Genomic DNA, 18,431 nt, shown 5'->3' on the forward strand with positions numbered 1-18,431 from the left:
ATAAAATGTTAGCGGGCGACATTTAGGTTTTCAGGCAGAAGGAGCGGGCGATGCAGCGCCGTTTGGCAACGTTAGAAGATGTGGCCCGCGAGGCCGGGGTTTCTCAGCAGACGGTCTCTCGGGTACTGAATAATCCGGAGGTGGTTTCTGAACGAACCCGCGACAAAGTGATCCGCGCTATGCAGGCGTTGCACTATGTGCCGAACCGCTCTGCGCAGCTGCTGGCGGGAAAATCCGCGCCGTCGATTGGGCTCATTACCGCTTCGTTGACCCTGCACGCGCCTTCGCAAATCGCCGCGGCGGTAAAAAGTTATGCCGGTTCACATCAGCTGGAGGTGTCGATTGCGATGCCGGCGCAGATCGATTATTCGTCACTGCAGGCGCGGTTGAATGAGTTTCGTGCCCAGCACATTCGCGGAGCGATTATCAGCTTGCCGCTGGAAAGCAGCCTGGCGGAGCGGCTGGTAGAGGAGAACCCGGATATTTCCTGCCTGTTCCTTGACGTTTCGCCGGACACTGATGTGTGTTGCGTGCGCTTCGATCACCGCGACGGCTGCGGAGCCTGCGTGCGCCATCTGTGGGACTCAGGACATCGCGAGTTCGGATTACTCGCCGGGCCGGAGAGTTCGGTCTCGGCACGGATGCGCTTGAGCAGCTGGCGCGAGGCGCTACACCGGATGGGGGTCAGCAATGCGGTGACGGTGTTTGGCGACTGGAGCGCAGCCAGCGGCTGGAATAAAACCTTTGAACTGCTGCATCAGCATCCCAGTATCAGCGCGATCGTGGTGGCAAACGATCAGATGGCGCTCGGGGTGCTGAGCGCTCTGGCGCAGCTTAATCGCACCGGTAGCCAGGCAATTTCCGTTACCGGCTACGATGATACGGCGGATAGCCTCTACTTCCAGCCACCGCTCACCACCGTCGCACAGGATTTTAATGTACTGGGAAGAAGGGCGGTCGAGCTGTTGATCCAGTTGATGGCCTCCCCACAGTTAAGGATCCGCGAACTGCTCCCCACGCGGTTGATCATCCGCCACTCAACCTGGCCTTGCGCGGTTGAGGCGGAAGATGAGAAGGCGCAGTTAATCGCGCAAATAAAAACGCTGGTGGAAAAACTTTGAGCAACGGCTTCGTTTAGCTTTCATTGAAGAAACGTGTGATAACGTAATGAAAAGACGTAGGCAGAGTGATTAATGCTCTGAACGTAAAAACAATCTATCCATGCAAGCATTTATTTACCGCCAATAACCTGGCGGTTTTTTTTGCCCGTTTTCTGGCCAACGGGCAAGAGTATATTTTATTTAATGCTGTGATTAGGTGATTGTTTGACCTTTTAGAAGCATAAATGCGCTGTTTTTCATGTCGGTGGTTAACAAATTCTCGAAGGTTATAGTTTTTTTAGTAGCATAAAATGCTGTTGACGAGGAAGTGAGTGAAATCTTTGTCAGGTTAGGCATAGATACTCTACTCTGGAGCGCATAAACCGGGGGAATAAAATGATGATGAAACTGGTCGGTAAAGCGCATCTGGAGCAGGTGGACTGGCATGCAGTCGCGGCTATTATCGCCGCCGCAGGTCTTAATCAAAGAGACGTCGCATTAGTTGAGCGGGCCTTTCGCCACAGTACTTTTTGCTGGTTTGGTTATGAAAATGGTCAGCTGATTGCGGTGGCGAGAGCCATTAGCGACCTGACCTGGTGCAGCTATCTGGCGGATGTTGCGGTTGTTCCACGCTGTCAGGGAAAAGGATACGGGCAGCAGCTGATGCAGGCGGTCAGCAATGAGCTGCAGCCGTTTGGTAAAACCTTTATCTACTCAGTTGTGGATAAAATAGACTTCTATCGCCGCTTTGGTTTTGAGCTGCTCACGACGGGAATGGTATGCGCCAGCGAGGAGAGCCTGATTCGCCTTCGTGAGCAGGGGTATATTGACGAATAAGGCCATTTAAACCAACAGGAATATATAGGAGTGCGGGAGTCGCGGAACCGACAACAACCTTGTTGTCGGTATTTTCTGTGCATGTTATCTGCTGCCCTGAGCCGAACAACGGTCTATTTATTCGTTGTTAAGCCCTGAAACAGAGAAGCGAATTTGTTCACCACATAAGGGGCAAATAACGTCATGCCAGCAACCAAAAATTTAATAATTTCACTGACAGAACCCGAGTTGGATATTTTTCCGTTTTTGCCAAAGTCCAGTAATATTAAAACGCCAAAACCGATAAACATAAACAAAATGACTATCGTACCCATCAGCGCGATGAGTCGGCTCGAACTGGCTTTCATTACCGGAGCCAGAACAGGTTTGCCAGCAGCGTCATAAAGAGGAGATTTTGTCACTGTAGTCGTACCTCCTGCTGTCACCGTAACTTCATTGATAACCGGTAAATCAACATCTTCAGAAAGCGCATCGGCCAAAGACCACTCTTTAGGTAGAGAATTGCGGATGACTAAAATAGAAATCAGCGCACCAAAAATAACGATAAAAAGTAATATATAAATAAAAGCCATACTGGTGTTTACCCCATCAGAGGCAGAGACTTGCGCTTGAACTGCAGTAGAAAATAAGAGTAATGTGATTGCATATGCTGATGCGTGTCTTTTTAACAAAAACATAAATATACTCCTCACCAATAAATATAGATTTAATTATTATTTGAATGCAAAGATCGAGTAATCTACACGTATATTACCACTAAGATCGGGGATCCCGTCGCGTTTGCGTTCTCCATAGCGATAGTGTTCTTGCTTATTGAGTGACATATAGAGCAGCCCTAACTGATCGTCGGGGTTGTTTTTTAGTGTGGTGGCAACGACATTCGTTAAAAATTTCGCAATTATAACGCCAGCTGCAAAAGCGGGATTGACTGTCCCAAGAATAATTGTGCCTAAATTTGTAGCAAAAGTATCAAAGTCGGGCTGTGTAATGACTGATTCCAGCCGCATTCCAATATCATTGATATTTTTATCATCTTTAATTACCGTCAGACACCAGTTAAAGTTCTCCGGGATGTTGGGGGTAGAATAAAGTACATATCCAGTATCACCAAACGTCAGGACGGAGTTATCTCTGACGTTATCTACTTCATTAAATACTCGCGCTGATGCTACCTGTTGTACTGCTTGTATAAGTAGTTGTTTTTTTATCTCCTCATTTTTTTCTGCATACCAGGCATCAAGTATTGGGATGTCAGAGTCTGAAGTAATAAAACTGATTAATTTGACTTGTGCATAACCATCGCCAAAAAAGAGAAATGCATTTTTATGATTATCTAAAATTCTGACTCTGTTTATCCGAAAATAGAACATACACACTCCTGTAATGGGTGGAGATAACATGTATATGGAATTCACTAAATCAGTATTGTTAACTCATCGATCAATAGCAGTATAGATTGGCCCCTTAAACCATGCCAATGGTTACCAGCCTGGAGACCACTCCAAAGAGAGGAAAAAAATTTAATGCCATTGCTTTATTTCTAAGTAAGGGTCTTGTGTTAGATAAAGAGATAATAAAAGAATAAAATAGTCCTTTCCATGGAGTCATTGATCTAAAGCGCAGTCGCGCCTACTAACTTTGGAAATCCCGACTTATGTGAAATAACATCCAGCCGCGACGCGGACTGGATGTCCGTGGTAAACCATTGCAACCGATTAGTTATTGCACTTGCCCGGTACGGCTAGCTTAACTTCCGGTTTGGAAACAACGCGCATACCTTCGCTTTCAGGAACCTGTTCCAGCCCGGCCCCACCAACGAATACGCCCATTTTAATGTACTGGCGAACAAAATAGTTCTTCCCTGGGGTGGCATTGAGCGTCAGATTATTTGGGGAAAACTCGGATTCTGTCCCCAGCACATGCGGTTGACCTGTCGGGTGATGCTTCCAATTAGTAGAACATGTGTTTTTCAATAAACGTCCCGATGACTTTTTCGTGGATCTCTACTGAACGCGAGAAGCAGATTGTTTTACGAGCCAAGCGCTTAATGCGGGTGCGCAGCGTCAGGTTATTGCGCTCAATCCGTTGGGTGAATATTTTTCCGGTCAGATGCTTATCCTTCGGCACCTCCCGGCCATAGCTGCCCCAGTCGTCGCTGGTGATCATGCCGATGTTGAATGGCGTAAGCAGTGCCAGTAGTTCCCGGCAGGTTTCATCGGTACGGGGACCAAAAGTGTAGGCCAGTACACCCCCTGTTTTGGTGTTATACGCGTACCAGAGCCAGTGTTGCCGGGCTTTACTGCCAACGAAACTCCATTGCTCATCAAGTTCGCAGATAAGCGCCACATCAGCATGAGCAACGGGCGAAGACGTTATTCGCTTTGGCGTGAGTTTTTTAAAGTCCGGATGACGGTGTTAATGCCAATTTTCAGTGTTCTGGCGGTATCGCGAACCCCGGCGCCATTGAAGGCCATTTCAGTGATCAGCTCTTTAATGCCCGGCTTACGGGCCTCATAAGTGTAAGTGAGCTGAAAAACGCGGTGGCAGTCACGGCAGCGAAATCTGTCATGGCCTTTAGGGTTCTGACCATGGCGGTAGACCTGTGCAGACTGACAACGAGGACAATGAATGTTAACGCTGGCCATGAAAGAACCTCAAAAGCCCGCATTATACATCAGATTCAACTAATTAGAGGCATCACCACCTGTCGATATTTGCTGATAGAAAAATACTTTGTCGGCGGTTTCTCCGATGCAGCGCCCATCAATATAAACATCTTTTTTTAACGCTTTGCCGACAAAACTGTCCCTGTATATGTAGAGACCGGCTTTACCGTTTTCCGGTGTAGGAAACGATTTAGCCGTTGTGTTTTCAGTATTGCTGGCTAAAGGGACCGAGGCGCAACCGCCAAGAAGCATTGAAGAAAGAATAACAGCTGTAAGGATTATTTTATTCATAGGATTCTCAATGAGTTAAAAAAACAGCAGAGCAAGGATAATCTCATTTTATAAGTATGTCACCACTGAAATGTCGCGTAACAAATTGTAAACATAAGGGCCAGGTGTCAGATAGGACATAACTGAGGGCTGAGAATGGCCACATACTGGTGGGTGCTCGCAGAGTATGCTGAACGGGGATTATTGCAGTGCAGTTCTATAAAACGGGAGTATTCGCCAGGAATTGCCATCGCTTCTGCTCATCAGGGTAAACGCTTTGGCCGATGCATTATAATTTTGGCAGGCAAAGACTTAGAGCAAGTCTTTGCCTTGTTTCGTCAGGCTGGGCGCAAAAAGAATTTCGTTGGGGTTCTGCCTTTTCCGCTGGCGAAGCGCTCATGTGGTACTGGTTTTTGATTATCGGCAATAATCATTTTATCGTCGTCAATACGCTCCAGAACCAGATAAATATGATCATAACCATGGTGAGCGGTCGGTCCGCAGGTGGAACCCACATCGCCTGGCTGTTGTTGGCCAACAGGAATGGTTGTCCATTGTCGATGATCGTGCAGATAATTGCCCAAAGCTAACGCCTGCATAATATCGGGAACGGCTATGTCTCCTTCTTGTAATAGATTGGAGAGATTTAGCGCACAACCATCATGCGGCCAGTGCTCATGGGCTAATTTAAAGAGCTCAATCGCCGCGATTTCCTGAACCTTGTCATAACGGGACGGGGTCCGGGCAATATTCATCACTTCGATAATTTTTTCTTTGTCGCTGAGCAGCACAGTATTCTCAGCGAACATCGCCTGAGGAGGTGTTTTGAGCGAGAGAAATGTCTGGAATTCTTCCACTGCATCACGCCGCACATGTGAGATAACCTTGCTGGGGTCTTTTATCGTGCCGCACCAGGTGGTGTTGATGCGCAACAATCGCGCGCAATACTCTACTGCCAAATCGTGGTCTTCTTTCATTTTTGTAATGAACGTTTCAGCCGTGTCTATACCGCGCTGTTTGGCAAAGTCAAACAACGCGGAATGTCGACCACCAATACTGTCAAATGATACCTGAAAAGCTCCGGCTTCTTCGCTCTCAATGTGAGTCAGGGAACGATGATTTTTCTTATCAACCCCGGCACCCCAGCGCCAGTCGGATTCAAAACCCGCCTGTACGCGAAGTACCTCACACATGACGGCTTTTCGGTGAGCAAGGCTGGTATATGGCCCTAGCGCACCTTTCATTACTGCGTAGATATCATGAAGCTTATTTTCAGCGAAAACATCATCAGGTAAAGCATCTAAGGTATCGACTATTTGATCCAGGAACTCGATGGGGGGGCGGGCGTGTTGTGCGCTGACAGGGTAGCGGGTCGTAATGAATATACGTTTGTTCATAGTAGCGGTATCCACTGTGTAGAGTCGTCACCGGGAATCACATCAGGAAGTGGAAGGTTGAGCGTTTTTCACTCAGCTCTCCGCTGAATAGTATAGATAGGTTATTATTCACTATATGGCATATCTGGTTAAATTTTTGAGTACAGATAATCCAGGCCAGCAGACACGCAGCTTTAGAAGTTCAAGCGCAGGCTAAACGGTAAAATATAGAGTTTTTCACAGAGAATCTAACGATGTGATTTCAAAGGCCAGAAAACAGAACGCCCCCTGGTGCATCAGCAGCAGGGGGCGTTTACGGGTGGGGATTATCGGCGTTCATCAGTCGTCCCATTTGTGGCTTAGATACGCGGCAAGAAATCCAAAGAACACAATGGTTCCCAGAACTGCCATAAATACATGCATATTTCCCAGCATGATTAACCTCCATTAGTTTTGCTTTGCGCTAAGTTGTCCTCATTGAACAGGTTTACGGTTGTTGGATACATCATAACCCGGCCATTCTAAACAAACGCTTAACAAATTGCCGGGAGTGACTATTTGAGGAAGGGTTACACCACTTTCCTGTCAGCGAGTGACTTCTTCCTGTACTGCAGCGGACTAAGCGCAAACTGTTGGCGGAAATGGTGGCGCAGGGTACTGGCATTGGAAAAACCGCAAAGCTCGGCAATCTGCTCAACGCTCAGTCGGCTGTGAGTCAAATGCTGCGTAGCGCGCAGCAGGCGCTCATCAAGCAGCCAGCGGGCAGGGGTTTTGCCGGTGGCATTTTCAAAACGACGTAAAAATGTGCGCGGCCCCATACCGGCTTTTTCCGCCAGCGAGGCTACGGTGTGGCTGCCGGCGAGATTCTGATGCAGAAAATCGAATAGTTGCCCCAGCCGCTGGCTCTCTCGCGCTTTGGCTACCGGACGCACAATCTGTTGCGCCTGGCCGCCGTCGCGATGAGGGGAAACCACTAAACGCCGCGCGACGGTATTCGCCGCTTCGATACCAAAATCGTCCCGTACCAGATGTAAACACAGATCGATGCCCGCAGCGCTTCCTGCGGACGTCATCACTCCCTCTGCGCCGACGTACAGCACATCGTCGATCACCTCAATCAGCGGAAATCGTGCGCGGAGCTGCTCGGTATAGCGCCAGTGGGTTGTGGCCTTGCGTCCGTTAAGCAACCCGGCGGCGGCCAGAACAAAAACTCCGGAGCAAATAGAAATGATCCGACAGCCTCGTTTATGTGCCGTGACCAGTGCTTCGCACAGCGCAGGCGGAACGGGGGCGTCGATACCGCGCCAGCCGGGCACCACGATGGTATCCGCCTCGTTTAACAATGCCATGCCGCCATCGGTCATCAGACGAATCCCACCGGTAGCCCGCAGTTCGCCTTCATCGACGGCAGCCACGGCAAATTGATACCAGCGTTCGCCCATCTCCGGGCGAGACAGGCCGAAGATTTCTACCGCGACGCCAAATTCAAAGGTACATAACCCGTCATAGGCGAGGGTAATTACCCGGTGGCGTGACAACGTCACGGATGAGGTTGTCATGATTTCAACGTTTTCAGTCATGGTGAGCGGCAGATGTCGTGCTGGAGGTTAATTAAAGTAGTGGTATCACAGACAAGGAGAAGATGCCATGAGTGTTGTAACCGCAATTGCCCCTGCCAGTTCCACCGACGCTGCCGCCTGGTTTCGTCATAAGCTCAGTCTTGAGACCGACTGCGCCGATGTTTACAGCGCGATATGCGACGGCGCACCTGACTTCGTGCTGCTGCACGTGGTTGGGAGTGAAGAGACGTTTGCCCGCCGCCATCTTCCCGGCGCGCTGCATTTGCCCCATCGGCAGATAGATGAGGCCCGAATGGCGCAGTGGCCTGAAGAGACGCTGTTTGTGGTTTACTGCGCCGGTCCGCACTGCAACGGGGCAGATGCCGCGGCGATGAAGCTGGCACTGCTGGGGCGTCCGGTCAAAATGATGCTCGGCGGCCTGACCGGCTGGGAAGATGAAGGATTGCCGTTCGCAAAATGAATTTATTTCATGTGACATGAATTATTCTCGTTTGCCGATGCGCTGCGTGCATGACAGTATCTGGACATATAGCCATCCAGAAGTCTAAATATTCAAATAATAAACTATCACGGTGGGCAACTAACCTTGCCCACTGCTAAGGAGACACCATGCAACGTCATCAGGCCCCGTTCCGCGCAGATATCGTCGGCAGCTTTTTACGCCCGGACGCCATTAAACAGGCCCGTCAGCAGCTCAGCGCTGGCACCATTGATGCGCAGCAACTGCGTCAGGTTGAAAATGAGGCCATTCGCCATCTGGTGCAACAGCAGTGCGAGTGCGGCCTGCATGTGGTGACCGACGGTGAGTTCCGTCGCGCATGGTGGCACTTTGATTTCTTCGACGGCTTACAGGGGGTTGAGCGCTACGATTCTGAAAAAGGCATCCAGTTCAATGGGGTACAGACTAAAGCGCACGGGGTTCGCGTTACAGGCAAACTGGCCTTTGGCGACCATCCGATGCTGGAAGACTTCCGTTACCTGAAAAGCATCAGCGGCAACGCGCAGCCGAAAATGACCATTCCCAGCCCAAGCGTGTTGCATTTTCGCGGCGGGCGCAAAGATATCGACGCCTCCGTCTACCCAGACCTCGCCGACTATTTCGATGACCTGGCAACCACCTGGCGCGATGCGATCCGTGCCTTCTACGATGCGGGCTGCCGCTATTTGCAGTTGGATGATACCGTCTGGGCCTATCTGTGCTCCGATGAACAGCGTCAACAGGTTCGCGATCGCGGTGAAGACCCGGACGAACTGGCGCGCACCTACGCTCGTGTCCTGAATAAGGCCCTGGAAGGAAAGCCGGAGGATCTGACTATCGGGCTGCACGTGTGTCGCGGTAACTTCCGCTCGACGTGGATCTCCGAAGGCGGCTACGAGCCGGTGGCGGAAGTGCTATTTGGCGGCGTCAATATCGATGCCTTTTTCCTCGAATACGATAACGACCGTTCCGGCGATTTCGCGCCGCTGCGCTTTATTCGTCCCGGTCATCAACAGGTCGTGCTGGGGCTGATCACCACCAAAAACGGTGAACTTGAAAACCCGGAGGGCGTGAAAGCACGCTTACAGGAAGCGGCGCAATTCGTCCCGCTGGCGCAGATTTGCCTCAGTCCACAGTGCGGTTTTGCTTCCACCGAAGAGGGGAATTCCCTGACTGAGGCTCAGCAGTGGGATAAAGTCCGTCTGGTTACTGATATTGCCGAACAGGTCTGGTAATTTCTCTTCTTAGCGCAGCGCTGCACTATTTTGAGGCAGCGCTGCCCATTATTTTTCCCTCCCCACGTCTCCCGCCGCGTTTTAAGGCCACTGAACAACCTGGCACCGTTTTTGCCTTATCACTTCCTGTCAGTCGTTAATTCATTTTTTGTCTTTGCGCTATTCAGGAGTGAAATACATGCAGCGTCGAACATTATTAAAAGCTTTTGCACTCTCCGCCTCTGTGATCAGCATGGGCATCTCTTTCCAGGTTTATGCCGCCGACACCATTAAAGTCGGGATTATGCATTCGCTCTCCGGGACGATGGCGATTTCCGAAACTCCGCTAAAAGATGTCGCCCTGATGGCTATCGACGACATCAATGCCAAAGGTGGCGTGTTGGGGAAAAAGCTGGAGCCGGTGGTAGTAGATCCGGCGTCAAACTGGCCGCTGTTTGCTGAAAAAGCGCGTCAGCTGCTGACGCAGGATAAGGTCGCTGCGGTGTTCGGTTGCTGGACCTCGGTGTCGCGTAAATCGGTTCTGCCGGTGTTCGAAGAGCTGAACGGCCTGCTGTTCTACCCGGTGCAGTATGAAGGCGAAGAGATGTCGCCAAACGTCTTCTACACCGGCGCGGCGCCAAACCAACAAGCGATCCCGGCGGTGGAATATCTGCTGAGCGAAGACGGCGGTGGGGCAAAACGCTTCTTCCTGCTGGGCACCGACTACGTCTACCCGCGCACGACCAACAAAATTCTCCGCGCCTTCCTGCATGCCAAAGGTATTCAGGATAAAGATATCGAAGAGGTCTACACCCCATTCGGCTATAGCGATTACCAGACCATCGTCGCCAACATTAAGAAATTCTCCGCTGGCGGCAAAACGGCAGTGGTCTCCACCATTAACGGCGATTCCAACGTCCCGTTCTATAAAGAGCTGGCTAACCAGGGGCTGAAAGCGACTGATGTTCCGGTGGTGGCGTTCTCCGTCGGCGAGGAAGAGCTGCGCGGCATAGACACTAAACCGCTGGTGGGCAACCTCGCGGCGTGGAACTACTTCGAATCCGTAGATAACCCAACCAACCAACAGTTCGTTGCCGATTATCGTGCTTACGCCAAAGCGCACAAGCTGCCGAATGCCGACACCGTGGTGACCAACGACCCGATGGAAGCGACCTGGGTTGGGCTGCATATGTGGGCGCAGGCGGTGACCAAAGCGGGCACCACCGATGTCGACAAGGTTCGCGAAGCGATGGCCGGTCAGACCTTCAAAGCGCCGTCGGGCTTTACGTTGACCATGGACGCCACCAATCACCATCTGCACAAACCGGTGATGATTGGCGAAATCGAAAGCAACGGCCAGTTTAACGTGGTCTGGCAGACCGAAGAGCCGGTACGCGCTCAGCCGTGGAGCCCGTGGATCGCCGGTAACGATAAGAAGCCCGATCACCCGATAAAAAGCGCCAGCAACTAAGCGTTAAACCCCGGCACAGCGCCGGGGTGATGGATTCTGTCGTCCGGGCCCGGTGCCCGGATTTCCCGAGAAAGGAGAACGACCATGAACGCATTGCGCCTCATGAGTTACTTCGCGCTGCTGATGGTATTGATACCGTGGCGAGCGCAGGCAGCGGACGCCGACGATTTCGTAGCCGCCAACCGCAGCCAGCAGGCCCAACTGCTTGAACAGTGGGCCGCCGCACCGCAAGCGCCACGTTTACCGCTGCTACGGGCGCTGAAAAGTGAAACATTACAATCAGATAATAGCGGTCACGCTTTCAGCAAGCAGGGCGAAAACCTGCTTGCGTTGGGTGCGGCCACAACTCCTGTCGGTATAACAAAGCCCGTACGCCTGACCAACCGCCTGCGTAATCTGGCAGCCAGCGCGCTGGCGACTCATCTACTGGTAAGTGACAACGTCACGGAAAGAGCCGCGGCGGTAAAAACGCTCCAGCGCGAAGCGACGCCAGAGATGGCGGGTCTTTTACAGCAGCGTCTGACGGTGGAAAGCGACAGCACGGTGAAATCGCAGCTGGAAATTGCGCTTGCTCGCCTGCAGCTTGCCAGTCCGCAGCCTGCACAGAGGCTGGCGGCTATTGAACTGCTTGGTCATTCTGGCGATCCGGAAACCCAGGCACTGCTGACGCCTCTGACCGACTCACAACATGAACCCAACCCGGCGATTCGCGCGGCGGCGCAGGAGAGCCTGAGCAAAATCCAGCATCGCTTGCTGCTGGGCGATCTTCTTGGTCAGGCGTTTATGGGGCTGTCGCTGGGCTCTGTTTTACTGCTTGCCGCACTTGGCCTGGCGATCACCTATGGTCTGCTGGGGGTCATCAATATGGCTCACGGGGAGATGCTGATGATTGGCGCTTACAGCTGCTGGCTGGTTCAACAGGCGCTGGCGCAGCTGGCCCCGCAGTGGCTGGCTTTTTATCCGCTGATTGCGCTGCCGGTCGCGTTTATGGTGACTGGCGGCATTGGCATGGTGCTCGAGCGTACCGTTATCCGCCATCTTTACGGACGCCCGCTGGAGACGCTGCTCGCCACCTGGGGTATCAGCCTGATGCTGATCCAACTGGTGCGGATGCTGTTTGGTGCGCAGAACGTTGAAGTGGCTAACCCGGCGTGGCTCTCCGGCGGCGTGCAGGTTTTACCAAACCTTATCCTGCCGTGGAACCGGCTGGCGGTACTGGCTTTCGTGCTGCTGGTGCTGCTGTTCACCTGGCTGACGTTGAATAAAACGCGATTGGGAATGAACGTGCGCGCGGTGACGCAAAACCGCGCGATGGCGGCCTGCTGTGGGGTGCCTACCGGACGCGTGGATATGCTGGCGTTTGGTCTTGGCTCCGGCATCGCCGGACTGGGCGGCGTGGCGCTGTCGCAGCTCGGCAACGTCGGGCCGGAACTCGGTCAGGGCTATATTATCGATTCGTTCCTCGTGGTGGTGCTCGGCGGCGTCGGACAGCTGGCCGGGAGCGTGGCGGCGGCGTTTGGCCTTGGGATCTTTAACAAAATCCTCGAACCGCAGATGGGCGCGGTGCTGGGCAAAATCCTGATCCTGGTGATGATTATCCTGTTTATTCAGAAACGTCCACAGGGACTGTTCGCTCTCAAAGGGAGGGTTATTGACTGATGAGCCAACCCATTACCTTAACGCTGGCGCGCAAAGCGCCGCGCCCGCTGCGATGGCTCGGTGTTCTGTTATTGCTGGGCCTGCTAAGTATGCCGTTTCTGGCGCTACTGCCCGCCACACATCCGCTGGCGGTTTCCACCTGGCTGCTGACGCTCACCGGTAAAATCCTCTGCTACGCGGTTGTCGCCGTGGCGCTGGATTTAGTCTGGGGCTACGCCGGAATGCTCTCCCTCGGCCATGGGATCTTTTTTGCCCTCGGCGGCTACGCGATGGGTATGTACCTGATGCGCCAGGCGGCGGGTGACGGGCTGCCAGCCTTTATGTCGTTTTTATCGTGGAGCGAACTGCCGTGGTTCTGGTGGGGCACTCAACATTTTGCCTGGGCAATGCTGCTGGTGGTGCTGGTACCCGGTTTATTAGCGCTGGTTTTCGGCTGGTTTGCCTTCCGCTCGAAAATCAAAGGGGTCTATTTTTCAATAATGACCCAGGCGCTGACCTACGCCGGGATGCTGCTGTTTTTCCGTAACGAAACCGGTTTTGGCGGTAATAACGGTTTTACCGGCTTTACCACGCTGCTCGGTTTCCCCGTCACCGCTATCAGCACCCGGGCGGCGCTGTTTATGGCGACGGTACTGCTGCTGTTGCTCACCCTGTGGATTGGCTATGTATTGGCACAAAGCAAATTTGGTCGGGTACTGACGGCGGTGCGCGATGCCGAAAACCGCCTGATGTTCTGCGGCTACGACCCACGCGGATTTAAGCTTTTGGTGTGGACGCTGTCGGCGGTGCTGTGCGGCCTGGCGGGCGCGCTATACGTGCCGCAGGTCGGGATTATCAACCCCAGCGAAATGTCGCCAACCAACTCTATTGAAGCGGCGATTTGGGTGGCGTTGGGAGGCCGCGGGACCTTAATTGGCCCGGTACTCGGCGCAGGGCTGGTCAACGGCGCGAAAAGCTACTTTACCGTGGCGATGCCGGAATACTGGCAGCTCTTTCTTGGGCTGATTTTTATTATCGTGACCCTGTTTTTACCGCGCGGAGTGATTGGCCTGCTGCGTAAAGGAGACCGCTGATGCAACCGGAAGAAGGACTTTTTACCCGTCAATTGCCGACGGACAGATTCCGTGAGCAAACCGACCCGGTTTTGCAACTGGAAGAGATTAACGTCAACTTTGACGGTTTTCAGGCGCTGACTAATCTGTCGCTGCAAATTGGCGTGGGTGAACTGCGCTGCGTGATTGGCCCTAACGGTGCCGGGAAAACCACGTTAATGGACGTGATCACCGGCAAAACCCGCCCGCAGAGCGGCAGGGCGCTTTACGATCAATCGGTAGATTTAATGACCCTCGATCCCATCGCCATCGCCCGTCAGGGCATTGGACGTAAGTTTCAGAAACCGACGGTGTTTGAGGCGCTGACGGTCGCGGAAAACCTCGAGCTGGCGATGAAGGGCGATAAGTCGGTGTGGGCCAGCCTGCGGGCGCGCCTGAACAGCGAGCAAACTGATCGAATCAGCGAAACCTTGCGCCTGCTGCGGCTGGAGGGTGAACGTTCCCGACCGGCCGGGCTGCTGTCGCATGGCCAAAAGCAGTTTCTTGAGATCGGTATGCTGCTGGTCCAGGAGCCGCATCTGTTGCTGCTGGACGAACCCGCCGCCGGGATGACCGACGCCGAAACGGAGTATACCGCCGAGCTGTTCCGCACCCTGGCCGGGCAGCATTCGCTGATGGTGGTCGAGCATGATATGGGGTTTGTCGAGACCATCGCCGACCGGGTGACGGTGCTCCATCAGGGGCAGGTGCTGGCGGAAGGGTCGCTGCGTGAAGTGCAGGCCAACGAACAGGTGATAGAAGTTTATCTCGGACGCTAAGGAGCGCGGATGCTACAGGTTAATCAGTTACATCAATACTATGGCGGCAGCCATATTCTGCGCGGTGTGGATTTTTCCGCTCGTCAGGGAGAGATTACCTGCCTTCTCGGGCGCAACGGGGTGGGGAAAACCACCTTGCTGAAGTGTCTGATGGGGCTTATTCCGGCGCGCAGCGGCGAAGTGCTGTGGCAGGAGAAAAATATCACCCAGCGCAAGCCGCATCAGCGAGTGCAGTCCGGGATCGCTTACGTTCCGCAAGGGCGCGAGATTTTTCCACGCCTGACGGTAGAAGAGAACCTGCTGATGGGGCTATCGCGCTTTCCCGCTCGCGACGCGCGGACGGTACCGGAAGAGATTTATCAGCTGTTTCCGGTATTGAAAACCATGAAGCAGCGGCGTGGAGGGGATCTTTCCGGCGGTCAACAGCAACAGCTGGCGATTGGTCGCGCGCTGGCCAGCCGCCCGCAGTTGTTGATCCTTGATGAACCAACGGAGGGAATTCAGCCATCGGTGATTAAGGAGATTGGCGAGGTGATCCGCCAGCTGGCGAATCGCGGTGATATGGCGATTCTGCTGGTTGAGCAGTTCTATGATTTTGCCGCCGGGCTGGCGGACCGCTACCTGGTGATGTCACGTGGAGCGATTATCCAGCAGGGTAACGGCAGCGATATGGAAGCCGAAGGCGTGCGCGGAATGGTCACCATTTAGTCATTCCCGGATACCAAACCGCACGGACCCGTAGCCCGGGCAAGGCGCGTTGAGCGCCGCCCCCGGGGAAAACGCGCAGAGGATTGGCTAATTTCCCGGAGGCGATGCTGCGCATCTGTCCGGGCTACCAAACCCCATCCCGCACGAACCCGTAGCCCGGGCAAGGCGCGTCGAGCGCCGCCATCGGGGAAACCGCGCAGAGGATTGGTGCATTTCCCGGAGGCGATGCTGCGCATCTGTCCTGGCTACCAAACCCCATCCCGCACGGACCCGTAGCCCGGACAAGGCGCGTCGAGCGCCGCCCCCGGGGAAACCGCGCAGAGGATTGGCGAATTTCCCGGAGGCGATACTGCGCATCTGTCCGGGCTTGTATGATGACTCCATCAGAAAGAACCGGCCAGTTCTCTCTGATGGCGGTCCGGATGCCGTGTCCGGGCTTAGGCTTTCGCGCCTGTTCCGTAGATCTTTGCACCGGACTGCCGTTCTTTCTCATGTGATAAACCGGACAGTATCATGGACCGGCTTTCACCGGTAACCCGTATTCGCAAGGTTGGTTTCACTATGGAAAATGAACTGTACTTCATCGGCATTGATGTAGCCAAAGCTAAGCTCGATGTTGATATCCTGCGCCCTGATGGTCGGCATCGCGGTAAAAAATTCGAAAATACGCCCTCCGGACATGAAGCGCTTGTCCGCTGGCTTCGCAGCCATGATGTGAACCATGCCCATGTCTGCATGGAGTCCACCAGTACCTACATGGAAGAGGCTGCCGCGTATCTGAGTGATGCCGGTTATACCGTCTCCATTATCAACCCCGCCCTGAGTGCCGCCTTCGCCCGTAGTGAAGGGTTGCGCAGTAAAACCGACAAAGTCGATGCCCGTATGCTGGCGCACTTCTGCCGGGAGAAACGTCCGTCAGCATGGGAGGCACCGCACCCGACAGAGCGAGCCCTGAAAGCGCTGGTGTTACGGCATCAGGCGCTGACAGAGATGCAGACGCAGGAGAAAAACCGTCAGGAAACAGCCCCGGAGGTCCAGTTAGCGAGCATCGATGTGCTCCTGGAGTGCCTGAGTGCTGAACTGAAACGTATCGAAAAACAGATAAAAGACCTGACGGACAACGACCCGGATATGAAGCAACGGCGGAAGCTGCTGAACAGCATCCCGGGTATCGGCGAGAAAACGGCGGCGGTCCTGCTGGCGTATACGGGACTGAAGCTGAGGTTTGCCACAGCGCGGCAGTTCGCCGCGTATGCAGGGCTGACGCCGGTGCAGCATGAGTCAGGCAGTAGCGTGATGCGGGCAAGCCGGATGAGTAAAGCGGGTCCGGTTCAGTTGCGCAGAGCATTATATATGCCAGCAATATCAGCGCTGTATCACACGGCGTGGGGAAAAGCGTTCAGAAAGAGACTGGAAGGGAATGGCAAACGCGCGAAAGTTATCATAGGGGCGATGATGCGCAAGCTGGCGCAGGTGGCGTACGGAGTGCTGAAGTCAGGGGAGCCGTTCGATGCGTCACAACATGGAATAGCGGTAGCGTAGGGACGAAAAGACTGCGGGAATAGAAAAACAGCACCCAGAGGGTGCTGTCGCTGGTGTGTCTGTCATCCAGAAACCGGAGAGAGCCCCGCAACTAAAAATGGTTGCCGATGCTCACAGTATCTACCTTACGGCAGGTGCATCGTGGGGGGTATTGTTTTGTAGCCCGGGCAAGGCGCATCGCGCCGCCCCCGGGAAGGTTTTAAACATCGCTGATATCGTTGAGCAGATGCTGGATCAGCAGCGGTATTGGCCTGCCGGAGGCCACGCTCTTGCCGCCTTCTCGCCACAGCGCCGTGCCGCTGACGTCGAGGTGGGCCCACGGGATTTCCGGTGGGCAGAAATGCTGCAACAGCCAGGCGGCGGAGGCACTGATTGCCGCGTTGTTGCCCGGCGTATTGCAAAGATCGGCAATCGCGCTTTCGGTCTGTTTTTTCAGCCGACTGTCCAGCGGCAGCGACCAGACTTCATCTCCGCTCTCTATTCCCGCCTGAGTCAACGCCGAGCGCAGGGGGTCGTTTTGGGTCATTAAACCACTGAGGTCATAACCCAACGCTTTCACCACCGCGCCGGTCAGCGTTGCCATATCGATAATATAGCGCGCCTGCGGATGCCGTTGGCTGGCCCAGGCGATGGCGTCTGAAAGCACCAGACGACCCTCGGCATCGGTGTTGTTGATCTCTACCGTTAAGCCGTTACAGGCGCGCGCGACGCTGCCGGGCTGCATGGCGTTGGGGCCAATGGCGTTTTCCGCCAGCGCCAGCACGCCCATCACCCGCACCGGCAGCGCAAGCTTTGCGATGCTTAGCATCAGGCCGAGCACGTTGGCCGCGCCGCACATGTCATACTTCATGGTATACATCCCAGCGCCTTCCTTCAGCCACAGTCCGCCGGTGTCAAAGGTCACGCCTTTACCGACGTAACAGCGAACCGGACCATCGGTGATGCCATCATAATGAATCGCCAGCAGGCGCGGCGGGCGCTCAGAACCTTTTCCTACCGCATGCAGCAGCCCGAGCCCCTGGTCAATAATCGCCCGCTCATCCAGCACCTCGCAGCGTAGAGAAGGAATGTCCGCGCACAGACGCTGGGCTTCTTCTACGACATACTGCGGCGTGCACTGCTCGGAGGGGAGGTCCGCCAACCGTCGTGCGGCGAGCATACCGTGCGCGGTGGCCTGCTGCTGATAAGCCAGCGTTTCCAGCGCCGCTTGTTGTGCTGGCAAAGCGTAAAGCGCGAGCTGGCGCAGGCGGGGCCTTACGGCCTTCACCTGATGCAAACCTAAATCATCAAGCTGCCAGTCGAGATTGAATAAATAGCGCAGCGCTTTGCCTATCGCACCATGTGCCTCTCCCAGCGAGCAATCGAAAACCAGCACATCGCTTACCGGCGCTTTGAACAACGGGCGCAGCGCCTCGATCAGGCTGTCGTTAAGCGAGTCCTGCCACAGCGACTGCGGGATAAGCGTAATGCGGGCGAAAGGCGAGCAGCCAAAGCGGGCATCCGCCACTTCGCCGCGCGCGGCCTGCTCAACCATTTCGGCGAGCAGGGGGCTGGCGTTGTGGGGGGATTGCGCTAACAGCGTACTGCCGGGCCAGGTCACCAGATGTGCGCCATTGCAGGTGCTATCCAGATGGTTAATGAAACGATAATCCAACATAAC

General features: G+C 54.2%; 19 protein-coding genes. 10 read left to right on the forward strand and 9 right to left on the reverse strand.

Annotation, left to right across the window (positions count from 1 at the left end; translation table 11 throughout):
- Positions 1–50: 50 nt before the first annotated feature.
- Both AC07P6_RS14810 and AC07P6_RS14815 read left to right on the forward strand, forming a co-directional pair.
- A complete protein-coding gene (locus AC07P6_RS14810) occupies positions 51–1,121 on the forward strand; it encodes a LacI family DNA-binding transcriptional regulator (protein WP_478316794.1) in 1,071 nt (356 codons plus the stop codon).
- 378 nt (positions 1,122–1,499) lie between these two features.
- On the forward strand, positions 1,500–1,937 hold the full coding sequence (locus AC07P6_RS14815) for a GNAT family N-acetyltransferase (protein WP_478317010.1): 438 nt from the start codon (positions 1,500–1,502) through the stop codon (positions 1,935–1,937).
- A gap of 113 nt (positions 1,938–2,050) precedes the next feature.
- On the opposite strand, the gene AC07P6_RS14820 is transcribed toward AC07P6_RS14815, so the two are convergent.
- From AC07P6_RS14820 to ftrA, 8 genes are all read right to left on the reverse strand, one after another.
- Positions 2,051–2,614, reverse strand: coding sequence for a hypothetical protein (locus AC07P6_RS14820; protein WP_478316795.1), 564 nt, complete (start codon positions 2,612–2,614; stop codon positions 2,051–2,053).
- 36 nt (positions 2,615–2,650) lie between these two features.
- A complete protein-coding gene (locus AC07P6_RS14825; protein WP_434663561.1) occupies positions 2,651–3,307 on the reverse strand; it encodes a hypothetical protein in 657 nt (218 codons plus the stop codon).
- A gap of 345 nt (positions 3,308–3,652) precedes the next feature.
- Positions 3,653–3,856 (reverse strand): hypothetical protein, encoded by a 204-nt coding sequence (locus tag AC07P6_RS14830; protein ID WP_478316797.1) that lies wholly within the window; start codon positions 3,854–3,856, stop codon positions 3,653–3,655.
- 31 nt (positions 3,857–3,887) lie between these two features.
- A protein-coding gene (locus tag AC07P6_RS14835; protein ID WP_087786203.1) for an IS1-like element IS1N family transposase occupies positions 3,888–4,582 on the reverse strand; the annotation gives its coding sequence in 2 pieces (ribosomal slippage) (positions 3,888–4,336 and positions 4,336–4,582; 696 coding nt in all).
- Between the two features lie 39 nt (positions 4,583–4,621).
- Positions 4,622–4,894, reverse strand: coding sequence for a DUF2846 domain-containing protein (locus tag AC07P6_RS14840; protein ID WP_478316798.1), 273 nt, complete (start codon positions 4,892–4,894; stop codon positions 4,622–4,624).
- A 317-nt stretch (positions 4,895–5,211) separates the two neighbouring features.
- Positions 5,212–6,270 carry a hypothetical protein gene (locus AC07P6_RS14845; RefSeq protein ID WP_478316799.1) on the reverse strand — a complete coding sequence of 353 codons (1,059 nt, stop codon included), beginning with the start codon at positions 6,268–6,270 and terminating at the stop codon, positions 5,212–5,214.
- Positions 6,271–6,588: 318 nt separating this feature from the next.
- Entirely contained in the window at positions 6,589–6,684 is a 96-nt protein-coding gene (mgtS, locus tag AC07P6_RS14850) for a protein MgtS (protein WP_049089018.1), read from the reverse strand.
- Positions 6,685–6,818: 134 nt separating this feature from the next.
- Positions 6,819–7,829, reverse strand: a complete 1,011-nt coding sequence (ftrA, locus tag AC07P6_RS14855) for a transcriptional regulator FtrA (RefSeq protein ID WP_434663565.1) — start codon at positions 7,827–7,829, stop codon at positions 6,819–6,821.
- Between the two features lie 67 nt (positions 7,830–7,896).
- Between ftrA and AC07P6_RS14860 the strand changes: the two genes are divergently transcribed.
- The 8 genes from AC07P6_RS14860 (at position 7,897) to AC07P6_RS14895 (ending at position 16,771) form a co-directional block, all read left to right on the forward strand.
- Positions 7,897–8,289: a rhodanese-like domain-containing protein gene (locus tag AC07P6_RS14860; RefSeq protein WP_434663566.1), complete on the forward strand. Its 393-nt coding sequence runs from the start codon at positions 7,897–7,899 to the stop codon at positions 8,287–8,289.
- Between the two features lie 149 nt (positions 8,290–8,438).
- Entirely contained in the window at positions 8,439–9,542 is a 1,104-nt protein-coding gene (locus tag AC07P6_RS14865) for a cobalamin-independent methionine synthase II family protein (RefSeq protein ID WP_434663567.1), read from the forward strand.
- A gap of 178 nt (positions 9,543–9,720) precedes the next feature.
- Entirely contained in the window at positions 9,721–10,992 is a 1,272-nt protein-coding gene (gene urtA, locus AC07P6_RS14870; RefSeq protein ID WP_110274118.1) for an urea ABC transporter substrate-binding protein, read from the forward strand.
- Positions 10,993–11,076: 84 nt separating this feature from the next.
- Positions 11,077–12,651 (forward strand): urea ABC transporter permease subunit UrtB, encoded by a 1,575-nt coding sequence (gene urtB, locus AC07P6_RS14875; protein WP_434663571.1) that lies wholly within the window; start codon positions 11,077–11,079, stop codon positions 12,649–12,651.
- On the forward strand, positions 12,651–13,724 hold the full coding sequence (urtC, locus tag AC07P6_RS14880; protein ID WP_181486105.1) for an urea ABC transporter permease subunit UrtC: 1,074 nt from the start codon (positions 12,651–12,653) through the stop codon (positions 13,722–13,724). The genes urtB and urtC overlap by 1 nt, the downstream gene beginning before the upstream one ends.
- Positions 13,724–14,521 (forward strand): urea ABC transporter ATP-binding protein UrtD, encoded by a 798-nt coding sequence (gene urtD / locus AC07P6_RS14885; protein WP_434663572.1) that lies wholly within the window; start codon positions 13,724–13,726, stop codon positions 14,519–14,521. Before urtC ends, urtD begins: the two co-directional genes overlap by 1 nt.
- Before the next feature lie 9 nt (positions 14,522–14,530).
- Positions 14,531–15,229, forward strand: a complete 699-nt coding sequence (gene urtE, locus AC07P6_RS14890) for an urea ABC transporter ATP-binding subunit UrtE (protein WP_434663574.1) — start codon at positions 14,531–14,533, stop codon at positions 15,227–15,229.
- Positions 15,230–15,790: 561 nt separating this feature from the next.
- Positions 15,791–16,771: an IS110 family RNA-guided transposase gene (locus tag AC07P6_RS14895; RefSeq protein WP_434663922.1), complete on the forward strand. Its 981-nt coding sequence runs from the start codon at positions 15,791–15,793 to the stop codon at positions 16,769–16,771.
- A 199-nt stretch (positions 16,772–16,970) separates the two neighbouring features.
- On the opposite strand, the gene AC07P6_RS14900 is transcribed toward AC07P6_RS14895, so the two are convergent.
- A complete protein-coding gene (locus AC07P6_RS14900) occupies positions 16,971–18,428 on the reverse strand; it encodes a leucyl aminopeptidase family protein (RefSeq protein ID WP_478316804.1) in 1,458 nt (485 codons plus the stop codon).
- Positions 18,429–18,431 lie beyond the last annotated feature (3 nt).

The organism is Klebsiella sp. GFKo11 (assembly GCF_056490265.1).

Bases quoted from the DNA above. Each gene is read 5' to 3' on its own strand.
- AC07P6_RS14815 (WP_478317010.1), top strand. From the start codon at position 1,500: ATGATGAAACTGGTCGGTAAAGCGCATCTGGAGCAGGTGGACTGGCAT.
- AC07P6_RS14895 (WP_434663922.1), top strand. From the start codon at position 15,791: ATGGAAAATGAACTGTACTTCATCGGCATTGATGTAGCCAAAGCTAAG.
- urtE (WP_434663574.1), top strand. From the start codon at position 14,531: ATGCTACAGGTTAATCAGTTACATCAATACTATGGCGGCAGCCATATT.
- AC07P6_RS14820 (WP_478316795.1), bottom strand. From the start codon at position 2,614: ATGTTTTTGTTAAAAAGACACGCATCAGCATATGCAATCACATTACTC.
- AC07P6_RS14825 (WP_434663561.1), bottom strand. From the start codon at position 3,307: ATGTTCTATTTTCGGATAAACAGAGTCAGAATTTTAGATAATCATAAA.
- AC07P6_RS14865 (WP_434663567.1), top strand. From the start codon at position 8,439: ATGCAACGTCATCAGGCCCCGTTCCGCGCAGATATCGTCGGCAGCTTT.
- ftrA (WP_434663565.1), bottom strand. From the start codon at position 7,829: ATGACTGAAAACGTTGAAATCATGACAACCTCATCCGTGACGTTGTCA.
- urtA (WP_110274118.1), top strand. From the start codon at position 9,721: ATGCAGCGTCGAACATTATTAAAAGCTTTTGCACTCTCCGCCTCTGTG.
- AC07P6_RS14900 (WP_478316804.1), bottom strand. From the start codon at position 18,428: ATGTTGGATTATCGTTTCATTAACCATCTGGATAGCACCTGCAATGGC.
- urtB (WP_434663571.1), top strand. From the start codon at position 11,077: ATGAACGCATTGCGCCTCATGAGTTACTTCGCGCTGCTGATGGTATTG.
- urtD (WP_434663572.1), top strand. From the start codon at position 13,724: ATGCAACCGGAAGAAGGACTTTTTACCCGTCAATTGCCGACGGACAGA.
- AC07P6_RS14840 (WP_478316798.1), bottom strand. From the start codon at position 4,894: ATGAATAAAATAATCCTTACAGCTGTTATTCTTTCTTCAATGCTTCTT.
- mgtS (WP_049089018.1), bottom strand. From the start codon at position 6,684: ATGCTGGGAAATATGCATGTATTTATGGCAGTTCTGGGAACCATTGTG.
- urtC (WP_181486105.1), top strand. From the start codon at position 12,651: ATGAGCCAACCCATTACCTTAACGCTGGCGCGCAAAGCGCCGCGCCCG.
- AC07P6_RS14860 (WP_434663566.1), top strand. From the start codon at position 7,897: ATGAGTGTTGTAACCGCAATTGCCCCTGCCAGTTCCACCGACGCTGCC.
- AC07P6_RS14845 (WP_478316799.1), bottom strand. From the start codon at position 6,270: ATGAACAAACGTATATTCATTACGACCCGCTACCCTGTCAGCGCACAA.
- AC07P6_RS14810 (WP_478316794.1), top strand. From the start codon at position 51: ATGCAGCGCCGTTTGGCAACGTTAGAAGATGTGGCCCGCGAGGCCGGG.